Raw genomic sequence first — 18,469 nt, 5'->3', positions numbered from 1 at the left:
TTCGTTTCGCTTTTTTTGAAAACTCAACGCATTGTCCACGCACCTGTCCACAGGACATGTGGACAACGATGAACCGACGGACCCGAGCAAGCCATGTCAACGAAAAAGCCTAACGCCGCGTATAGCGAAGCATCGATCAAGGTGCTCAAGGGCCTGGAGCCGGTCAAGCAGCGGCCCGGCATGTACACGCGCACCGAAAATCCGCTGCACATCATCCAGGAAGTCATCGACAACGCATCCGACGAAGCGCTCGGCGGCTACGGCCGTCAGATCACCGTCACGTTGCATGCCGACCAATCCGTGTCCGTCGAAGACGATGGCCGCGGTATTCCATTCGGCATGCATCCGGAAGAAGGCGTGCCCGTCGTCGAAATCGTTTTCACGCGTCTGCACGCGGGCGGCAAGTTCGACAAGGCGGCAGGCGGTGCGTACACCTTCTCGGGCGGCCTGCATGGCGTCGGCGTATCGGTGACGAACGCGCTGTCCACGCGCCTCGACGTCACCGTGTGGCGCGACGGCAAGGTCGCCGAACTGAGCTTCTCGCATGGCGACGTCGTCAAACAGCTACAGGTGCGCGCCGCGGCGAAGGGCGAGAAGAAGTCCGGCACGCGCGTGACCGCGTGGGCCGATGCGAAATACTTCGACTCGCCGAACCTGCCGATCGGCGAGTTGCAGCGCCTGTTGCGCTCGAAGGCCGTGCTGCTGCCGGGCGTCGAAGTCGTCCTCGTCAATGAAAAGACGGGCGAGCGCCAAAGCTGGAAATACGAAGACGGCCTGCGCGGCTATCTGATGGAAGGCATGGCGGGCAGCGACCTGCTGATCCCCCTCTTCGAAGGCGAGCGCTACGCGGAAAGCTCGCGCTCCAACGAAGAGACGTTCGCCGAAGGCGAGGGCGCGGCGTGGGTCGTCGCGTGGAGCGAAGAAGGGTCGCTCACGCGCGAGTCCTACGTCAATCTGATTCCGACGCCCGCTGGCGGCACGCACGAATCGGGCTTGCGCGACGGTCTGTTCCAGGCCGTGAAGAGCTTCGTCGAACTGCATAACCTGCAGCCGAAGGGCGTGAAGCTGCTCGCGGAAGACGTGTTCGCCCGCGTGTCGTTCGTGCTGTCCGCGAAGGTGCTCGACCCGCAGTTCCAGGGGCAAATCAAGGAACGTCTGAATAGCCGCGACGCCGTGAAGCTGGTGTCGTCGTTCGCGCGTCCCGCGCTCGAACTGTGGCTCAACCAGCACGTCGAGCACGGCAAGAAGCTCGCCGATCTCGTCATCAAGCAGGCGCAGGCGCGTACGCGCGCCGGCCAGAAGGTCGAGAAGCGCAAGAGTTCGGGCGTCGCCGTGCTGCCGGGCAAGCTGACCGACTGCGAATCGACGGAAATCGGCCGCAATGAGCTGTTCCTGGTCGAGGGCGATTCTGCCGGCGGCTCCGCGAAGATGGGGCGCGACAAGGAGTATCAGGCCATCCTGCCGCTGCGCGGCAAGGTGCTGAACACCTGGGAAACCGAGCGCGATCGTCTGTTCGCCAACAATGAAGTGCACGACATTTCTGTGGCGATCGGCGTCGATCCGCACAGCCCGGACGACAACGTCGATCTGTCCAATTTGCGCTACGGCAAGATCTGTATCTTGTCCGATGCGGACGTCGACGGCTCGCACATCCAGGTGCTGCTGCTTACGTTGTTCTTCAAGCACTTCCCGCAACTGATCGAGCGTGGTCACGTGCATGTCGCGCGTCCGCCGCTGTTCCGCGTCGATGCGCCCGCGCGCGGCAAGAAGCCCGCGCAGAAGCTGTACGCGCTGGATGAAGGCGAACTCGAAGCGATCCTCGACAAGCTGCGCAAAGACGGCGTGCGTGAATCGCAGTGGTCGATCAGCCGCTTCAAGGGCCTCGGTGAAATGAGCGCCGAGCAGCTGTGGGACACGACGATGAACCCGGACACGCGGCGCCTGTCGCCCGTCGCGCTCGGCCAGCTCGACTTCGACGCGACCGTCGCGCGAATGACGATGCTGATGGGCAAGGGCGAAGCGGCGTCGCGCCGCAGCTGGCTCGAGGACAAGGGCAACCAGGTCGAAGCGGATATCTGAGCGCCGCCGCGCTTCGTGCCAGCGAACCCATGCAACGCATGTGAAGCACGAAGCGCGCGCCGCCGAACAAGGACACGGAATCTAGATGGACGACAACACTCCCGATCTTTTCACCGAGCCGGCCGCGCCCGAAGGCGACGTGCTGACGCTTGGCGACTACGCTGAAAGCGCGTACCTCGAATACGCGGTGAGCGTGGTGAAGGGCCGCGCGCTGCCCGACGTCTGCGACGGCCAGAAGCCCGTACAGCGCCGCATCCTCTTTGCGATGAACGAGATGGGTCTCGCCGACAACGCGAAGCCCGTGAAATCGGCCCGTGTGGTCGGCGACGTGCTGGGTAAATACCACCCGCACGGCGACCAGTCGGCGTACGACGCGCTCGTGCGTCTCGCGCAAGACTTCTCGATGCGCTATCCGCTGATCGACGGCCAGGGCAACTTCGGTTCGCGCGATGGCGACGGCGCGGCGGCGATGCGATACACGGAAGCGCGTCTCACGCCAATCGCGAAACTGCTGCTCGACGAAATCGATCAGGGCACGGTCGATTTCATGCCGAACTACGACGGATCGTTCGAAGAGCCGAAGCTGCTGCCCGCGCGTCTGCCGTTCGTGCTGTTGAACGGCGCGTCGGGCATCGCGGTCGGTCTGGCGACGGAAATCCCGTCGCACAACCTGCGCGAAGTCGCTGGGGCCGCCGTCGCGATGATCCGTCATCCGCACATCACGCACGCCGAGTTGATGCAGCATGTGCCCGGCCCGGATTTCCCGGGCGGCGGCCAGATCATTTCGAGCGACACGGAAATCTCGCAGGCGTACGAAACGGGTCGTGGCAGTCTCAAGGTCCGCGCGCGCTGGAAGATCGAAGATCTCGCACGCGGGCAGTGGCAGCTCGTCATTACCGAGTTGCCGCCGTATACATCCGGCCAGAAGGTGCTAGAAGAGATCGAGGAACAGACGAATCCGAAGATCAAACTTGGCAAGAAGTCACTGACGCCGGAACAGTTGCAGACGAAGCAGACGCTTCTCGGTCTTCTCGACGCCGTGCGCGACGAGTCGGGCAGGGATGCGCCCGTGCGTCTCGTATTCGAGCCGAAGTCGCGCACCATCGATCAAGCCGAGTTCGTCACCACGCTGCTCGCGCATACGAGCCTCGAATCGAACGCGACGCTGAATCTGGTGATGGTCGGCGCGGATGGCCGGCCGCGTCAGAAGGGGCTCGGCGAGATCCTGCGCGAATGGGTCGGCTTCCGTTTCACGACGGTCACGCGCCGCACGCAGCATCGTCTCGCCAAGGTCAACGACCGGATTCACATCCTCGAAGGCCGGATGATCGTCTTTTTGAATATCGACGAAGTCATCCGCATCATTCGCGAATCCGAAGAACCCAAGTCGGCGCTGATCGAAGCCTTTGGTCTGTCCGAGCGTCAGGCTGAGGACATTCTTGAAATCCGGCTGCGTCAGTTGGCGCGCCTCGAGAAGATCAAGATCGAGAAGGAACTGTCCGAACTGCGCGACGAGAAAGCCAAGCTCGAAGAGCTGCTCGGCAGCGAATCGGCGATGAAGCGCCTGATCATCAAGGAAATCGAAGCAGACGCGAAGCAATATGGCGACGATCGCCGCACGCTGATCCAGCAGGAAAAGCGCGCAACGTTCGAAGTGCGCGTCGTCGACGAGCCGGTGACGGTGGTCGTGTCGCAGAAGGGCTGGGTGCGCGCGCTGAAGGGTCACGGGCTCGATCCCGCCGGCTTCACGTTCAAGGCGGGCGACGGTCTCTACGCCGCGTTCCAGTGCCGCACGCCCGACATGCTGATCGCGTGGGGCAGCAAGGGCCGCGTGTACTCCGTCGCGGTGTCGCAGTTGCCGGGTGGCCGTGGTGACGGCGTTCCCGTCACGTCGCTGATCGAGCTCGAATCGGGCACGCATCTGATGCATTACTACGCGGCGACGGCGGAGCAGGCGCTGTTGCTGGCGTCGTCGAACGGCTTTGGCTTTATCGCGAAGGTTGGTGACATGGTGAGCCGCGTGAAGGCGGGCAAGGCGTTCATGACGATCGACGAGGGCGCGACGCCGCTCGCGCCGATGCCGATGCTGCCCGATGCGACGCAGATGGCGTGTCTGTCGGGCGGCGGGCGTCTGCTGGTGTTCGGCCTCGACGAGATGAAGACGCTGTCGGGCGGCGGACGCGGCGTGATCCTGATGGCGCTCGATCCGAACGAATCGCTGACGCAGGCGCTCGCGATCACCAAGGCAGGCGTCGTGCTGGAAGGCATGTACCGCAACAAGCCAACCGAAGAGCAGTTGTCGGGTGCCGCGCTGGCTCCGAATGTCGGCAAGCGTGCCCGCAAGGGCCGCTCGCCGGACACGAAGCTGAAAGAGGTGACGTCGCTGCGTCCGGTGTTGGGCGCGTAACGCAGGCAAACGCCGTGAGCGGGGTGTCTCACGGCGCAACACAAAAACAACGAAGAAAACAGCGCAGCGAATGAACTGCGCATAATGTCACGAGTCGAACGCGGTCATTGGCGCATGTCAGTGCCGCGTGTTTCGACAGGACATAACGGCAGCGCGCTACATCGGCAAAGGAAAACAACTATGAACAAGGCGATTGAAGTCGCGCTCTTTCTGCATCTGCTGGGTGTCGCCGTGTGGATCGGCGGCATGGTATTCGCGCATTTCTGCCTGCGTCCGGCACTCGAGGACCTCTCGCCGCAATTGCGTCTGCCGCTGTGGGAATCGGTATTTGGCCGGTTCTTCAACTGGGTCGGCGTGTCGGTGCTGGTCATTCTGCTGACGGGCGGCTTCCTGCTGATGCAGTTCGGCGGTGGCCACGCCACCTGGCAGCTTCACGCGATGGCCGGTATTGGCATCGTGATGATGCTGATTTTTGGGCATATCCGCTTCGCAGTCTTTCCGCGTATCCGTCGCGCGGTGCAGGCGCAGAAATGGCCCGATGGCGCGCGCGCCGTCGCGACCGTGCGGCGGCTCGTCGTCGTCAATCTGGTGCTGGGCGTCGTGACGATTGGTGTGGCAGCGTTGTCGCGCGGGTTCTGAGCGCGGCGACGCGTCAGCCGACCACACATGAGCGCCGCTTTCGCGGCGCTTTTTGTTTGGCACCCGGCACGTACGCTCTGATTACCCGTGTTTCGATTCCCAAAACTGCTAATACAGTTTTCGAATACGTTAATACGTTATCCGAAATAACGTAACGTATAATTCTCACGACGATACGCGCCAATGTCGTGAGTAAAACGCCATCGCCCCCCCTCCACGCATTCACAGCAAATCACGTTCGTCACTGCTCGCAGTGGATTCGCCGTGCCATATGCGTCATATGGCCGTGTGAACGATCGCCATGTTGACGGTCGCCTCGCTTCACCGGCTCGCGGGTTTCGCGACTCAACCTTTCCTCTCATTTCGCTGTATGAGCACGACTGCAACATGACATTGGACGACCTTATCCAAAAGCTGGTCGAGCCGCAAGAAGACCCTATGCCTCTCCTGATCGGATTGGTCGAATGTCTTCGCCCACGCCGCCCCAACGATTTCAATGCGGCACGCCAGGCCATCCATGCGCTGTGTTTCCTGCTGAGCGAAAACGAGGCATACCGGGTCGGTCTGCGGCGGGCCGTCATGCATCTCGTCATGGGCCGCAAACAGGTCTCGCTTTATGCCGATACCGGGATTTTTCCCAACAACGGCTTCTTCACCGAAGTGAGCCACCGTTTTTTCCGGCACGCAATCCTTCCGGACATCGTCGATCTGAATTGTCTGCGTGACGCCGTTGCAACCGTGTTTCATCGTTCGTCCGATCACATCTGGGTGAAGGGCGTTGGCGTCGACGTGTGGGGCGAATTGCTGCATGCGATGCGCTTTGAAGCGCGTCCTGGGGCGTCAGTCGAGAACGCAACGCTGCGCCAGATGAGCGAGGCATTGCGCGTGCTCTCCTATCGCGTCGCGGCGATCGGCCTGGATCCGGAGTTCCTGCGACTCGAACCTTCGCTTGAACAGCGTTCTTCTCCATTCATGGAGCAGAACGTGAGCATGCTGGCTTACCTCGAACAACTCGAAGCGGCATCGCATGCCGGCGGGAGATACGTGGCGGGTCACAAAGCGGAGGCCGTGCTCGAAGCATTCGACCAGTGCCGCGCGTACGGCGAGAGAATCCACGCGAGGGTCGCCCGCGAAGGCACGAGCCTGTCCCTGACGTTGCAATTGCGCAGACTCGAACAACACATTGCCCGCTCGCGCAGCCTGATACGCGTCCTATCCGACGCTGCAGCTTGCCGTAACGGCAGCAACGGCAGCGACGCCATTCCGGGCATCGCGCAACTCGCGTCGGAGTTGATCGAAGCCGTGTGCCGCAAGGACGATGTACGCGACTTCATACGCCAGAACGTCGAGATACTGGCCTTGCGGATCACCGAAAACTCAGGCCACAGCGGCGAACACTACATCACGGCTGGCCGCCTCGACTACCTTGCACTGCTCAAGTCCGCATTTGGCGCCGGCTTTATCGTCGCCTTCATGGCGGCCATCAAGATTCCGTTGAGCATGGCGCACTGGACGCCGCTCGACCAGGCCATCGGATTCGGCCTGAACTACGGGCTCGGCTTCATGCTGATCCATATTCTGCACGGGACCGTCGCCACCAAGCAGCCGGCCATGACGGCTCATGCAATCGCGGCTGTCATCGATGCGAGCAGCCGCACAGCGCACAATCTTGAAGCGCTCACCACGCTGATTGCACGGACCATCCGCAGCCAGACGGCGGCCATCATCGGCAATATCATGCTTGCCGTTCCCGTTGCGATGCTGATCGCAATGGCGTACCGGACGGCGACGGGACATCACTACATCGATCAGACGAAGGCGATGCACCTGCTGCACGATGCGAATCCCACCGCGCAAACGCTGTTCTACGCGGCGGCCGCGGGGATATGCCTGTTTCTCGCAGGGCAGATCGCCGGATATTTCGACAATGTGTGCGCGTATAACCGCATTCCCCAACGGGTGGCGGGGCTGAAGTGGGCTCAGCGCCTGCTCGGGAAAAGACGTTTGCAGCGCGTGGCTCGTTACGTGGAAGGCAACCTGGGCGCACTGGCGGGCAATCTGTTTTTTGGCTTCATGCTTGCGGGTGTCTGGGCCCTCGGCGCGCTCTTCGGCCTGCCTCTGGATATTCGCCATGTGACGTTCTCGTCCGCTTACATCGGCTTTGCGACCGCCGCGCAGGATTTTTCGGTGCCACCGGACGTGCTGTTACCGGCAGTGATCGGCACCGCGCTGATCGGGCTCGTCAATCTGCTCGTCAGCTTCACGCTGGCGTTCGCCGTCGCGCTGAGATCCCGGCACATCGCCTTCTCCCAGCGCGCGCAACTGATGCGTTGCGTGCTGCGCCGGCTGATCAGGCACCCCGGCGAATTCCTGTTGCCGCCGATGGGCGCGGGCATGGGCAAGCGGAAGCGAGCCAGCAGGCGATCGACGCAACACGCCACGCTGACCGAGGACGCCTGAGACAGTCGTTCCCGATGCTGCCCATTGCACCAGGAAGGCAGTGTCACGTCATGTGCCCGACGTACAGCCACACGCCGCACACGATAGCAACCGTCCCATACACTGCATACACGGGCAGCTTCAGCTTTGCGAAGCACACGCCCGAGAACAGCGCCGTCACGAGATACGCTGGTTCGAACGGCACATTGCGTACGATACGCAGCACCGCGACGGCCAGAAACGCGGTCGTCACCGCGCGCAGCACGCGCATGCCGTGCTCGAAGCGCGGGTTCGTCTTCAATTGATGCAGGTGGCGCTGCGCGAGCACAACGAGGCAGCCCGACGGCACGAAGAGCGCGATCGTCGCGATCAGCGCGCCGCGCCATCCTTCGACCAGATAGCCGAAGAACGGCACCACGTTCAAGAGCGGCCCCGGCGACAAGGGCGATAGCGAAAACGCCAGCGTGAAGTCGTTGTTGGTCACGCCGACCGCGGGCGTGACGAACAGCGTCTTCAACGCGGGCAGCGCGGAGAAGCCGCCGCCGAACAGCGTCAGCCCCGCACCCGCGAGACGCGGCCACAACAGCGCGAGTTCATAGCGATGCGGCAGCGGCACCGCGAAGATCAGCAGCAACACGCACAGGCCGATCAGCAGCCGCCAGTCGCCGGCACTGAGCGTCGTCGAGAGGCGTGCGCCGCGCGCATTGCTGCGCACCCAGCCTGACATGAATGCCGCACCGAGAATGCCGATATACGCGGCAGGCGTATGCGCGCCGACCAGCGCGATGCTGCCGAGCACGGCTGCCGTCCATTCGAGCCGCCCGCGCACGAGCGCGCGCGTCTGTTTGTACCAGGTGACGCCGATCAGCGTCGCGAGCACGACGCTGAAATGATTGAGCAGCGTCTGCGAGGCGACTTCGCGCACGATCGGCGTGCGATAGAAGATCGCGAACGCCGTCATCAGCATGAAGAAGGGCAGGACGCTGGCGATGCCCGCGACCCACGCGCCCGCGCGTCCGCGCAGCACATGGCCGAGCTGCACCGCGACGTTGCAGCCGACGGGACCCGGCACCATCCACGCCAGGGCGACGATGTCGGAGTACGCGAGACGCGTGAGGCGCTCCTCGCGCTCGACGTAGTGGTTCTCCAGTTGCGCCATCAGCGCGAGTCCGCCCCACGATAGCGCGGACAAACCGAACACGACGCGAAAGAGCGTCCAGAGCGGCTCGCGCTCGTGGCATCGCGTGGCTTCGTCTCCAGTCGGCGCATGGAGCGCCGTCATCTGCCGGGCTGGCTGCATGTGAACACCTGTTGGGCTGGTTTCTTATCCGGCGCGCACTGCCGATGGCCGCGACCGCGCGCGCTGAGGTCATGCGAGGTCGAGCGCGTTCGCCCGATGTGTGTCGATACCGCTTATCGTTTGCCAGCGCAATGCCTGGCAGCAGCGGCGCCGCGCGGAAGCGCGCCGCTCCGCTCAGGCCGATTCGTTGCTCGTGCTGGTGCTCGCGGCGTCGCTGTTGTCAACGTCGCTCGCGTGCGCATGACGCGTGGTGCCGCATACGCCGAAGCGTTCGAGCAACGCCGGAATGGCGTCAGCGGGCACGGGACGCGAGAACAGAAAACCCTGCGCCTCGATGTGCCCCAACGCCGCGAGCCACGCAATCTGTTCTTCCGTCTCCGTGCCTTCGACCACCACCGTCAGCCCCAGCGAGCGCGCCAGATTGACGATGGCCGTCACCATCACGCACACGCTGCGGTCGCCGGGAATGGCCTGCACGAACGAGCGGTCGACCTTCAGCGTATCGACCGAAAAGCGATTCAGATACGACAGCGACGAATAGCCGGTGCCGAAGTCGTCGAGCGCGATGCGCACGCCGAGCCGCTTCAATGCGAAGATCTTTTCGGAGACGAGATCGGGATACTCCATCATCGCCGTCTCGGTGATTTCGAGTTCGAGGCGGCGCGCGGAGATACCCGTTTCCTCGATCGCTTGCGAGATCGTCTCGAACAGATCGCCGCGCCAGAACTGTACGGCCGAAATGTTCACGGCGAGTGACAGCGTGTCGTAACCCTGTTGCTGCCATTGCGCGAGCTGCCGGCACGCAGTGCGGATCACGAAGTCGCCGATGGGCACGATCAGGCCCGTCGATTCGGCAACCGGGATGAATTCGTTTGCGGGAATCAGGCCGTGCTGCGGATGATTCCAGCGCACAAGCGCTTCGAAGCCCGTGATGCAGCGGCGCGCGAGATCGATCTTCGGCTGATAGGCAAGGAACAGTTGCTGGTCGGCGAGCGCGACGCGTAGCTGCTGTTCCCACTTCATCAGATGGTCCGCGCGATGCGACAGATGCGGCGAGTAGAACTGATAGCAGTTCTTGCCCGCGTCCTTCGCGCTGTACATCGCGAGGTCGGCTTTTTTCAGCAGGTCGATTTCGCTTTCGTTCGTAACCGAGTAGAGCGCGATGCCGATGCTTGCATGCAGTACGAACGAACTGCCGCGCACTTCGAACGGTTTCGCGAACACGTCGGCGATCGCTTCCGCGAGCGTCACCGAGCGTTTCTCGACATCTTCGCCCTTGATCACGACGACGAACTCGTCGCCACCGATGCGCGACAACGCGCCTGCATCGGCGACGGCATCCGCGAGACGCGCGGCTGTCATCTGCAGCACGATGTCGCCGGCGTTGTGGCCGAGCGTGTCGTTGACGGTCTTGAAGTTGTCGAGGTCGATGAAGAGAATCGCAAGATGCCCGAGGTTGGCCGGCTGCGCCACGTCGTGACGCAGGCTCTGCAACGTCGAATAGCGGTTGCGCAGGCCCGTGAGCAGATCGAACTCGACGAGATGCGTCATCTCGCGCTCGCGTCCCAGCAGCTTGCCGATCAGACCCGTGGCGACGGCGAAGAAGCCGAGCATCGCGAGCGAGATAAAGCTCGCCATCAGCAGATAGACGTTGCGCGTGTGGTTGTAGTCGGCGAATTCTTCGGCCTGCGACAGACCGACCAGCACGCCGAGCGGATAGCCGTCGATATGCCGGTACGACACGATGCGCGTGACGTTGTCGATCGAATCGATGTAGGTGCCCGACACATGCTCCGAGGTCGGATAGACGCCCGTCGCCGTGAACACGCCTTGCGTATGGTCGGCGTTGCCCGTGCGCCGTGCGAGCACCGCGCCGCTGTCGGAGATCACCGCGATTACGCCTTCACGTCCGATAGCGGCGTTGTTGTAGAAGTCGCTCGTGAAATAGCTCGGGTCTTCCGATACCACCACGACACCCGCGAACGAACCATCGGGGTGATTCAAACGGCGCGTCATCTGCAAGGTCCAATGGCCCGAGACGCGGCCGAGCACCGGCTTGCTGATGAACAGCTGGTCGTCGTTCTCGTGCTCGTGCACCTTGAAGTGCTCGCGGTCCGACAGGTCGATCGGTTTCGGATTGGGATCTGCCGTGTTCGCGATGAGCTTGCCGTGCTCATCGATCAGCGAAACCTGCACGAGTGTTTCGCTTTGCACGACGCCTTTTTCAACCGTACTGCCGAGATCGAAATGTCCCGGCGTTTTTTCGAATTCGAATTTGACAAAGCGCGTGATCTGATCGACCTGGTGAATCGCCTTCACCGTGTGCTGTTCGAGTGCCGCCGACAAGATCGCCGCCGAGGCCATCGCTTCGCGGTACGTCGTTTCCTTCTCAACCGACAGCCGCGCGAAGATAACGGTCCACAGCAGCACGAGCACCAGCACGCCGAGCGCGGGAATCGCGAGCAGCGCGCGTCGGCGGGTTCCCGCCGGATCGAGGCGATGCCTGACGTCGCGGGCGGAAGCGTGGCGGAACTGATTCATCGGCTGGACCGTGACCCTGTGCCTTGCGGCTGTGCTTGTGTTGCGGTGTTTGCGTTTCGGTTGACTGCGCGAATGTTAAAGCAACCGGCTGCTTTGACGATTGACACGCCGCATTCGCGACGTGGGAGCAGGGGCGTGGTGGCGAGCCAGACCACCCATTGGTCATCAGTTACGATTTGATATTACTGAATGGGCAATAATTAAGGAAGGGCTGGCGCATCGGGTATACGCTGTCCCTGGCGGGCATACGGGGCAACGTTTGCGCCAATCGCGTGCATTGCCCGAACAGGCGCATCAGGCGGGCGTTTGAAAGATTTTGTCGAAACCGCGGCAAGCATGATCGATTGCCGCAATGGTAGTTCGACAGCCATCATGGCAATGCGGCCATTCATGCAGTGTGCATGAATGGCCGCATTAGCGTTGGATTGGGGCATTTTATCTGTGCGCATCGAGTGGATTTTTAGAACATCCAGGTGACGCGCAAATGTCAATTCAGTCGCCGCTCATTCCCATTAATTACGCCTGCAGTTTCACGGCAGACGAAATGTGCCGTCGACAATCGTCACCGACGCGCCACCTATCCAAATCTTGCCTGCTGCATCGTCGTAGCGGACATGGACATCGCCGGCGCGGCCGAGCGCGGTGCCTTGGCGCACGCTGTATTGATTGCCGGGCCGCATGTTCTGCGTGGTCAGCAGCCCCGCGACCGCGGCGTTCGCGCTGCCCGTGACAGGGTCTTCCCCTACACCGAGGTTGCCGCCCAATAGCAGGCAGCGCAACTCGAAAGTTGCCGGACCATTTGCATCATGGGGGCCGTAAGCCGCAAGGCCTAGCGCGCCTGCCGTTTGCGCGACACGCCGCAGCGCTGCTGCATCGGGATCGAGCGCAAGGCATGCGTCCGCCGATTTCATACGGACGATGAGCCATTTCGGACCATTGTCGACCCCGCACGGCTGCGCCGTGTAATCGATTGCATCGCTGCGCAACGCGTCGGCGAGCGCCGCGTATTCGCTCTGCGCGAGCGGCGTCACGCGTGCGGGAGGTGCAGCGAATGCCCACACGTTGCGCGCGCTATCGTCTTCCGTCAGTTCGATCAGGCCCGCCGCGCATTGCTGGAAGAGGCGGCCCGGCTGCTTCGGCTGGTTGCCCGCTTCGCGCCAGGCGTGCGCGCTGCCGAGCGTCGGATGGCCGGCGAACGGCAACTCGCCTCCCGTCGTGAAGATGCGCACCCGGTAATCGGCCGACGGGTCGGTCGGCTTTAGCAGGAACGTCGTCTCCGACAGATTCGTCCAGCGCGCAATGGCCTGCATCTGTTCGGTGTCGAGCGTGTCCGCATCGAAAACCACCGCGAGCGGATTGCCTTTGAACGGCACCGACGTGAATACATCGACCTGTTTGAAACGGACGGTTTGCTCTTGCATCGTGTGTCCCTTTTCGGTGTTTGACCTGGGGTTTGTGCGCAGTGCGATGTTCGCGTGCCGTGTTGTGACGGCACAACGTCGACGCGCATGCGAGGTCGAACGTAGATAAAAAACGCAGATAAAAAAAACGCCGCCGATGACGCTTTCACATCATCGACGGCGCGTTAGCGTCGGAACTGATTCGTGACGAAAGCGCTCGCAACAACGAACGCCTCGCGCGTGGTTCCGCGCCGCTTATTGCACCTCGGCGATCAGTTCGATCTCGACGCATGCGCCAAGCGGAATCTGCGCGACGCCGAATGCCGAACGCGCGTGCTTGCCGCGCTCGCCGAACACGTCGGCGATCAGTTCCGATGCGCCGTTCGTGACGATGTGCTGCTCGGTGAAATCGAGCGTCGAGTTCACGAGGCTCATCACCTTGACGATGCGCGTCACGCGGTTCAGGTCGCCGACATGCGTGTGCAATGTCGCGAGCAGATCGATCGCGACCGAACGTGCGGCCGTCTTGCCTTCTTCCGTGCTGACGTTGTCGCCGAGCTTGCCGGCCCACACCTTGCCGTCCTTCTTCGCGATGTGACCCGACAGGTACACCGTGTTGCCGCTTTGCGCGCTCATCACATACGCGGCAGCGGGCGCGCCCGCGACGGGCAACTCGATGCCCAGTTCCTTCAGCTTGTCATACACATTCGATTGAGCCATGACGTGTCCTCGTCGATGAATGGAAAGAATCGTGAAGCGTGCGCGCGACCGATAGCGATTCGCTGTTGGCCGCGCGCTCGCGCCGTGAGAGGCGCGCGATGGCGCATCTTACAGCGGGTGTTCAGACGCGCGCGCGGATGAGTTCCGCGAGACGTGCGACGCCTTCGTCGATTTTCGCGGGCGGCACGGTCACGAACGACAGGCGCAGCGTGTTGTGCTGTGGTTCGTTCGCGAAGAACGGACCGCCCGGCACGAACGCGACGTTTTGCGCGACGGCTTCTTCGAGCAGCTTCATCGAATCGATGTGCTTCGGCAGCGTCACCCAGATGAACATGCCGCCTTCCGGCCGGTTCCACGTCACGCCTTCGGGCATGTAGCGCTCGAGCGAGCCGAGCATCGCTTCGCACTGGTCGCGATACAGCGCGCGGATTTTCGGCACGTGCGTATCGAGGAAGCCGTCTTTCACGACTTCATGCACGATGCGCTGCGTGAAGCTCGGCGTGTGGAGATCCGTCGCCTGCTTGGCTTGCACGAGCTTGAAGTGCAGTTCCTCGGGCGCAATGATGTAGCCGATGCGCAAGCCCGGCGCCAGCACCTTCGAGAACGAGCCGAGATGCACGATGTGATCGGGCGACATCGACAGCATGGTCGGCAGCGGCTCGCCGCGATAGTCGAGCGCGCCGTACGGATCGTCTTCGATGACGGGGAAGGGCGCAGTTTTTGCAAACTCGGCGAGCGCGCGGCGGCGCTCGATGGGCAGGCGGCGCCCCGTCGGATTCTGGAAGTTCGGTTGCGCGTACAGCAGGCGCGCGCCCTTGGTCAGCTCGGGCGTGAGGCTTTCGGGGATCAGGCCGTTATCGTCCGTCGGCACCTGCACGTAGTGCGGCTCGTACATCGAGAACGATTGCAGTGCGCCGAGATAGGTCGGCGTTTCGACGAGCACCGGGCTTTCCGGGCAGACCAGCACCTTGCCGAGCAGATCGAGCGCCTGTTGCGAGCCCGTCGTGATCAGCACCTGCGAAGGACGGATCTGCGCGCCGTTCACCGAATAGCGTTGCGCAACCCATTCGCGCAGCGGCAGATAGCCTTCCGTCGCGCTGTACTGGAGCGCGGCGGCGGGCGAATCGCGCAGGATGCGGTCGGAGGCCGCACGCATTTCTTCCGCCGGGAAGGTGGCCGGCGACGGCAGACCGCCCGCGAACGAAATGACCTCGGGCCGCTCGGTGACCTTCAGGATTTCGCGAATCGCCGAGCTGGTCAGCTTGCGAGCGCGTTCGGACAATTGCCAGGTCGGGGCATTGAGGTCGCTTTGATTCATGGTCTCCTCGTCGTTGTAGCAGGAACAGGTGGTCGGTCAAAAGAAGGATTATCGCGCGAACTCGTCAGGCGGCGCGAACCGGCCGCACGGCCGTATGCACGGCGGCCTTGCGACCCAGCATCACGGTGGCGATCACGGCCGCCGCGAAAATCCACGTGATGGGCGCGACGTTCTCGCCGAAAAAGAGCGCGGAGAACGCCATCGTGAAGAAGATCTGCAGCAGTTGCACCTGGCCGACGCGCGCCGTCCCGCCCATGGCGAGCCCCGCGTACCACGCGAAAAAGCCGATGAACTGCGAGAACACCGTGACATAACCAAACGCGAGCCACGTTTTCAGCGCGACGGGGCCGGGATGCGTGACGTGCTGTTCCCAGCCGAGCCACGCGACGGGAATCAGCAGGAACGGCGCGGACACGACGAGCGCCCAGCAGATCACCTGCCAGCCGCCGATCTGCCGCGCGAGCCGTGCGCCTTCCGCATAGCCGAGCGCGCCGATGCCGACGGCGACCAGCATCAGCAGATCGCCCGACTGAAGCGCGCCGCCGCCCGCCTGCAAGGCAAACGCGATGACGATCGCGCTGCCCACGATGGCGCTCGTCCAGAACGCCTTCGACGGACGCTCGTGTGACAGCCAGGCCGCATAAATGGCGACGCACAGCGGCTGCAAGCCATTGACAACCGCGCCGTGCGAAGCCGGTACGGTCTTCATCGCCCACGCGGAAAACACCGGAAACGCGACGATCACGCCCAGCGACACGACGGCAAGGTTTTTCAGTTGCGGCCACGTCGGCAGCTTTTCGCGGCGGACTGCGAGCAGCACGGCGGCGGGAACGGCAGCGGCGAGCGCGCGGCCCAGGCCGTTCAGCAGTGGACTGAATTCGGCGACGACGATGCGGGTCATCGGCAGCGTAAGACTGAAAATCACCACGCCAATCAGGCCGAGCAGCATGCCCTGGGTTTCACGCTTCATTGCTTCTGTCTCTCTATGTTTGGGGTTATTTGAGCGTACGCAGTCCGCCCGGGGTTTCGATTTCAGCTGCCAACGTGGGCGCACCGTCCGTGCTTTCCAGCGCGATCAGATGAGCCGCGCCGAGCCATTGCAACTGCTGCGCGACGACATCGGCCTGCGGATGCCAGCCCTTCAGCGCCTTCAACGCGAGACCGGTTTCCGGCAGCAAGTCCGAGGGATGGCGCGGCGTGTCCCACTGGATCAGCGACGGCACGACACCGTCGCCCACGCCTTGCCATGACGGGAATGCGCCGTCGTCGGCGACCGTCAGGCTCCACGTGAAATCGCCACGCGTCATCGGCACGACGGTCGAAATGCGCTCGGGATACTGCTGTTGCCACAGCGCCAGATTCTTCGGCCGCTCGACGCGCGCGGCCCAGTGCGACAGATACGGACCTTTCGCGAGGCGCGCGTGCACGGCGGGATCGTCGAGCGCGAAGAGTCGCGCACGGGCGTCCGCGGATTGCGCCGCGTCGGGATCGATTGCGATCACTTCCAGATACGCGCCGTCCCACAGGTTGAGCAGCCGGTTGTGCGTGCGCATCGACGGATGCGCGCCGCCGCCCGACGGCGCGATGCCGAGCGTGTCGGCGACGTATTGCGTGCCTTCGTCGAGGGTGCGGGCGGAAACAACGAGGTGATCGATGCGTAGCGTTTGTGCGGTCATGGCTGCAAGTGGACGGTCGTTCTGCTGAAGGCCGCTGCGGCAGGCAACTGTCTGTTCGCGTGCCGGCGACCAGGCTAATCCGTAAGAATACCGTTCGGCTTGCAGCCGGACCATGCGCAGTGCGGCACGGCCGGTATCAGCGGGCTTTGCGCCGCGTCGGATGGAGCGCGCAAATGGGGCTGAAACGGGTAAAACCGGGTAAAAAACGGGTCGGAAATCAGTCGCAAGAGGCTGAGCGTCGATTCAAATGTACCGACAGTGACCGGCACAGTAACGGTACAATCGCCTCGATACTATTCGGTACAGTTGTCCGCGCGTCTGATGGACTTCTGTCCTCGCAACGGGTAGGGCCCGCTGCGCGCCGTTCCCGACGTTGCCCTTGCAGCACCCAGCTGGAGTTCGCCATGTCCGTCCCGCTCGACCTGATTCCCGCTCCTCACGACGCTTCGGCGCTGACGCTCGTCGATCAGCTCGTCCAGTGGGCGCGCCGTCGCATCGAGGAGCGTGTGTTCCGTCCCGGCATGCGCATGCCGTCGATCCGCAAGCTCGCGCTCGATAAAGGCGTGTCGCGTTTCACGGTCGTCGAGGCGTACGAGCGGCTGGTCGCGCAGGGTTATCTGGATTCGCGGCGCGGCTCGGGCTTTTATGTGCGCGAGCGGCTGGCGTCCGGCCCGCTGCCCGTCGAGCGCCGCGCCGCCGCGCCCGACGCGGCGCCCGCGCCGAGCACGATCGACGTCGTCTGGCTGTTGCGCAACATGCTGCACACGTCGACGCGTCCCGAGCGCGGCCCCGGCCTCGGTTATCTGCCAGCGCGCTGGCTCGACGGCGAGCTGATCACGGGCGCGCTGCGCACGCTCGGCCGGCAAAGCGGCGCGCAGATGCTCGGCTTCGGCACGCCGCAAGGCTTCCTGCCGCTGCGCCAGCAGTTGCAGACGCGGCTCGAGGAGCTGGAGATCGGCGCGTCGCCGGAGCAGATCGTGCTCGTGTCGGGCATCACGCAGGCCATCGACCTGATCGCGCGGCTCTATGTGCAGCCGGGCGACTCCGTGATCGTCGGTGATCCGGCGTGGTTCCAGATGTTCGGGCGCTTCGCATCGCAGGGCGCGCGCCTCGTCGGCATGCCGTACACGCCGGACGGCCCCGATCTCGATGCGCTGGAAACGCTCGTGCAGACCTGGCGGCCGAAAATGCTCGTGTTGAACTCCGTGCTGCAGAACCCGACGGGCACGTCGCTGACGGCGGCGCAGGCGTTTCGCATCCTGCGGCTCGCGGAGGAGTACGACTTCATCGTCGTCGAAGACGATATCTACGGCGATCTGTGTCCACCGGGCTTTCCCGCGACGCGGCTCGCAAGCCTCGACCAGTTGAAGCGCGTGATCTATCTCGGCAGCTTCTCGAAGACGCTGGCGGCGAATCTGCGGGTCGGGTTCATCGCTTCGTCGCTGGACGTCGCGAAGGCCGTCACCGACCAGAAGATGCTGGTCGGCATGACGACGCCCGAACTGAACGAGCGCGTGCTCTACAAGATTCTGACGGAAGGGCACTACCGGCGGCACGTCGAGCGGCTGCGCGCGCGGCTCGACAGCGTGCGCGACAAATCCGTGCGGATGCTCGAAAAGACGGGCTTGCGGATGTTTCAGACGCCCGCGGCGGGCATGTTCGTGTGGGCCGACACGGGCGTCGACGCCGATGCGCTGGCGGCCGCCGGCCACGAGGAAGGCTTTTTGCTGACACCGGGAAGCCTGTTCTCGCCGCACCAGTCGCCGACTACCTGGATGCGCTTCAACGTCGCTAATTGCGGCGACCCGGCGCTGCCCGCGTTCCTGTGCCGCTATCTGGACGGCGTCGCGCGGCGGGCTTCTTGAGGGCCACATGAGGGCGCACGAAGCCTCTTGAATTGGCGGCGCACGCCCCCATTTTTCCCGGCAACGTCTGAAAGTGCGCTGCGCT

12 protein-coding genes are annotated in these 18,469 nt (G+C 63.3%); 5 read left to right on the top strand and 7 right to left on the bottom strand.

Annotated elements, in window-relative coordinates:
* Positions 1-93: 93 nt before the first annotated feature.
* The 4 genes from C2L64_RS11990 to C2L64_RS11975 all read left to right on the top strand — a co-directional run bounded on the left by C2L64_RS11990 (position 94) and on the right by C2L64_RS11975 (position 7,585).
* Positions 94-2,079 carry a DNA topoisomerase IV subunit B gene (locus C2L64_RS11990; RefSeq protein WP_007587902.1) on the top strand — a complete coding sequence of 662 codons (1,986 nt, stop codon included), beginning with the start codon at positions 94-96 and terminating at the stop codon, positions 2,077-2,079.
* 85 nt (positions 2,080-2,164) lie between these two features.
* Positions 2,165-4,486 carry a DNA topoisomerase IV subunit A gene (gene parC / locus C2L64_RS11985; RefSeq protein ID WP_090836068.1) on the top strand — a complete coding sequence of 774 codons (2,322 nt, stop codon included), beginning with the start codon at positions 2,165-2,167 and terminating at the stop codon, positions 4,484-4,486.
* 180 nt (positions 4,487-4,666) lie between these two features.
* Positions 4,667-5,125, top strand: coding sequence for a CopD family protein (locus C2L64_RS11980; protein WP_007587898.1), 459 nt, complete (start codon positions 4,667-4,669; stop codon positions 5,123-5,125).
* Positions 5,126-5,563: 438 nt separating this feature from the next.
* Positions 5,564-7,585, top strand: a complete 2,022-nt coding sequence (locus C2L64_RS11975) for a site-specific recombinase (RefSeq protein WP_202949477.1) — start codon at positions 5,564-5,566, stop codon at positions 7,583-7,585.
* 43 nt (positions 7,586-7,628) lie between these two features.
* Here the strand turns inward: C2L64_RS11975 and C2L64_RS11970 are convergent, their stop codons facing one another.
* The 7 genes from C2L64_RS11970 to C2L64_RS11940 form a co-directional block, all read right to left on the bottom strand.
* Positions 7,629-8,864 (bottom strand): chromate transporter, encoded by a 1,236-nt coding sequence (locus C2L64_RS11970; RefSeq protein WP_407671688.1) that lies wholly within the window; start codon positions 8,862-8,864, stop codon positions 7,629-7,631.
* 174 nt (positions 8,865-9,038) lie between these two features.
* Positions 9,039-11,405, bottom strand: coding sequence for a bifunctional diguanylate cyclase/phosphodiesterase (locus C2L64_RS11965; protein ID WP_007587892.1), 2,367 nt, complete (start codon positions 11,403-11,405; stop codon positions 9,039-9,041).
* A gap of 530 nt (positions 11,406-11,935) precedes the next feature.
* Positions 11,936-12,826, bottom strand: coding sequence for a PhzF family phenazine biosynthesis protein (locus C2L64_RS11960; protein ID WP_007587890.1), 891 nt, complete (start codon positions 12,824-12,826; stop codon positions 11,936-11,938).
* 234 nt (positions 12,827-13,060) lie between these two features.
* A complete protein-coding gene (locus C2L64_RS11955) occupies positions 13,061-13,525 on the bottom strand; it encodes a RidA family protein (RefSeq protein WP_007587888.1) in 465 nt (154 codons plus the stop codon).
* A gap of 121 nt (positions 13,526-13,646) precedes the next feature.
* Positions 13,647-14,843: an aminotransferase-like domain-containing protein gene (locus C2L64_RS11950; protein ID WP_007587886.1), complete on the bottom strand. Its 1,197-nt coding sequence runs from the start codon at positions 14,841-14,843 to the stop codon at positions 13,647-13,649.
* 64 nt (positions 14,844-14,907) lie between these two features.
* Complete coding sequence (locus tag C2L64_RS11945; RefSeq protein WP_007587885.1) at positions 14,908-15,813, bottom strand: DMT family transporter; 906 nt, start codon at positions 15,811-15,813, stop codon at positions 14,908-14,910.
* 25 nt (positions 15,814-15,838) lie between these two features.
* Positions 15,839-16,519, bottom strand: a complete 681-nt coding sequence (locus C2L64_RS11940) for a VOC family protein (RefSeq protein ID WP_090836067.1) — start codon at positions 16,517-16,519, stop codon at positions 15,839-15,841.
* A 404-nt stretch (positions 16,520-16,923) separates the two neighbouring features.
* Here C2L64_RS11940 and C2L64_RS11935 point away from each other — a divergent pair, with 404 nt between their 5' ends.
* Positions 16,924-18,384 carry an aminotransferase-like domain-containing protein gene (locus C2L64_RS11935; RefSeq protein ID WP_007730915.1) on the top strand — a complete coding sequence of 487 codons (1,461 nt, stop codon included), beginning with the start codon at positions 16,924-16,926 and terminating at the stop codon, positions 18,382-18,384.
* Positions 18,385-18,469 lie beyond the last annotated feature (85 nt).

It is taken from the genome of Paraburkholderia hospita (assembly GCF_002902965.1).
GTDB lineage: Bacteria > Pseudomonadota > Gammaproteobacteria > Burkholderiales > Burkholderiaceae > Paraburkholderia > Paraburkholderia hospita.
This window is presented reverse-complemented; position numbering and strand designations above follow the sequence as displayed.

What these genes read in the sequence shown, in the direction of transcription:
- C2L64_RS11980 (WP_007587898.1), top strand. Translation starts at nt 4,667, where the DNA reads ATGAACAAGGCGATTGAAGTCGCGCTCTTTCTGCATCTGCTGGGTGTC.
- C2L64_RS11975 (WP_202949477.1), top strand. Translation starts at nt 5,564, where the DNA reads ATGCCTCTCCTGATCGGATTGGTCGAATGTCTTCGCCCACGCCGCCCC.
- C2L64_RS11955 (WP_007587888.1), bottom strand. Translation starts at nt 13,525, where the DNA reads ATGGCTCAATCGAATGTGTATGACAAGCTGAAGGAACTGGGCATCGAG.
- C2L64_RS11935 (WP_007730915.1), top strand. Translation starts at nt 16,924, where the DNA reads ATGTCCGTCCCGCTCGACCTGATTCCCGCTCCTCACGACGCTTCGGCG.
- C2L64_RS11965 (WP_007587892.1), bottom strand. Translation starts at nt 11,405, where the DNA reads ATGAATCAGTTCCGCCACGCTTCCGCCCGCGACGTCAGGCATCGCCTC.
- C2L64_RS11940 (WP_090836067.1), bottom strand. Translation starts at nt 16,519, where the DNA reads ATGACCGCACAAACGCTACGCATCGATCACCTCGTTGTTTCCGCCCGC.
- parC (WP_090836068.1), top strand. Translation starts at nt 2,165, where the DNA reads ATGGACGACAACACTCCCGATCTTTTCACCGAGCCGGCCGCGCCCGAA.
- C2L64_RS11970 (WP_407671688.1), bottom strand. Translation starts at nt 8,864, where the DNA reads ATGCAGCCAGCCCGGCAGATGACGGCGCTCCATGCGCCGACTGGAGAC.
- C2L64_RS11950 (WP_007587886.1), bottom strand. Translation starts at nt 14,843, where the DNA reads ATGAATCAAAGCGACCTCAATGCCCCGACCTGGCAATTGTCCGAACGC.
- C2L64_RS11990 (WP_007587902.1), top strand. Translation starts at nt 94, where the DNA reads ATGTCAACGAAAAAGCCTAACGCCGCGTATAGCGAAGCATCGATCAAG.
- C2L64_RS11945 (WP_007587885.1), bottom strand. Translation starts at nt 15,813, where the DNA reads ATGAAGCGTGAAACCCAGGGCATGCTGCTCGGCCTGATTGGCGTGGTG.
- C2L64_RS11960 (WP_007587890.1), bottom strand. Translation starts at nt 12,826, where the DNA reads ATGCAAGAGCAAACCGTCCGTTTCAAACAGGTCGATGTATTCACGTCG.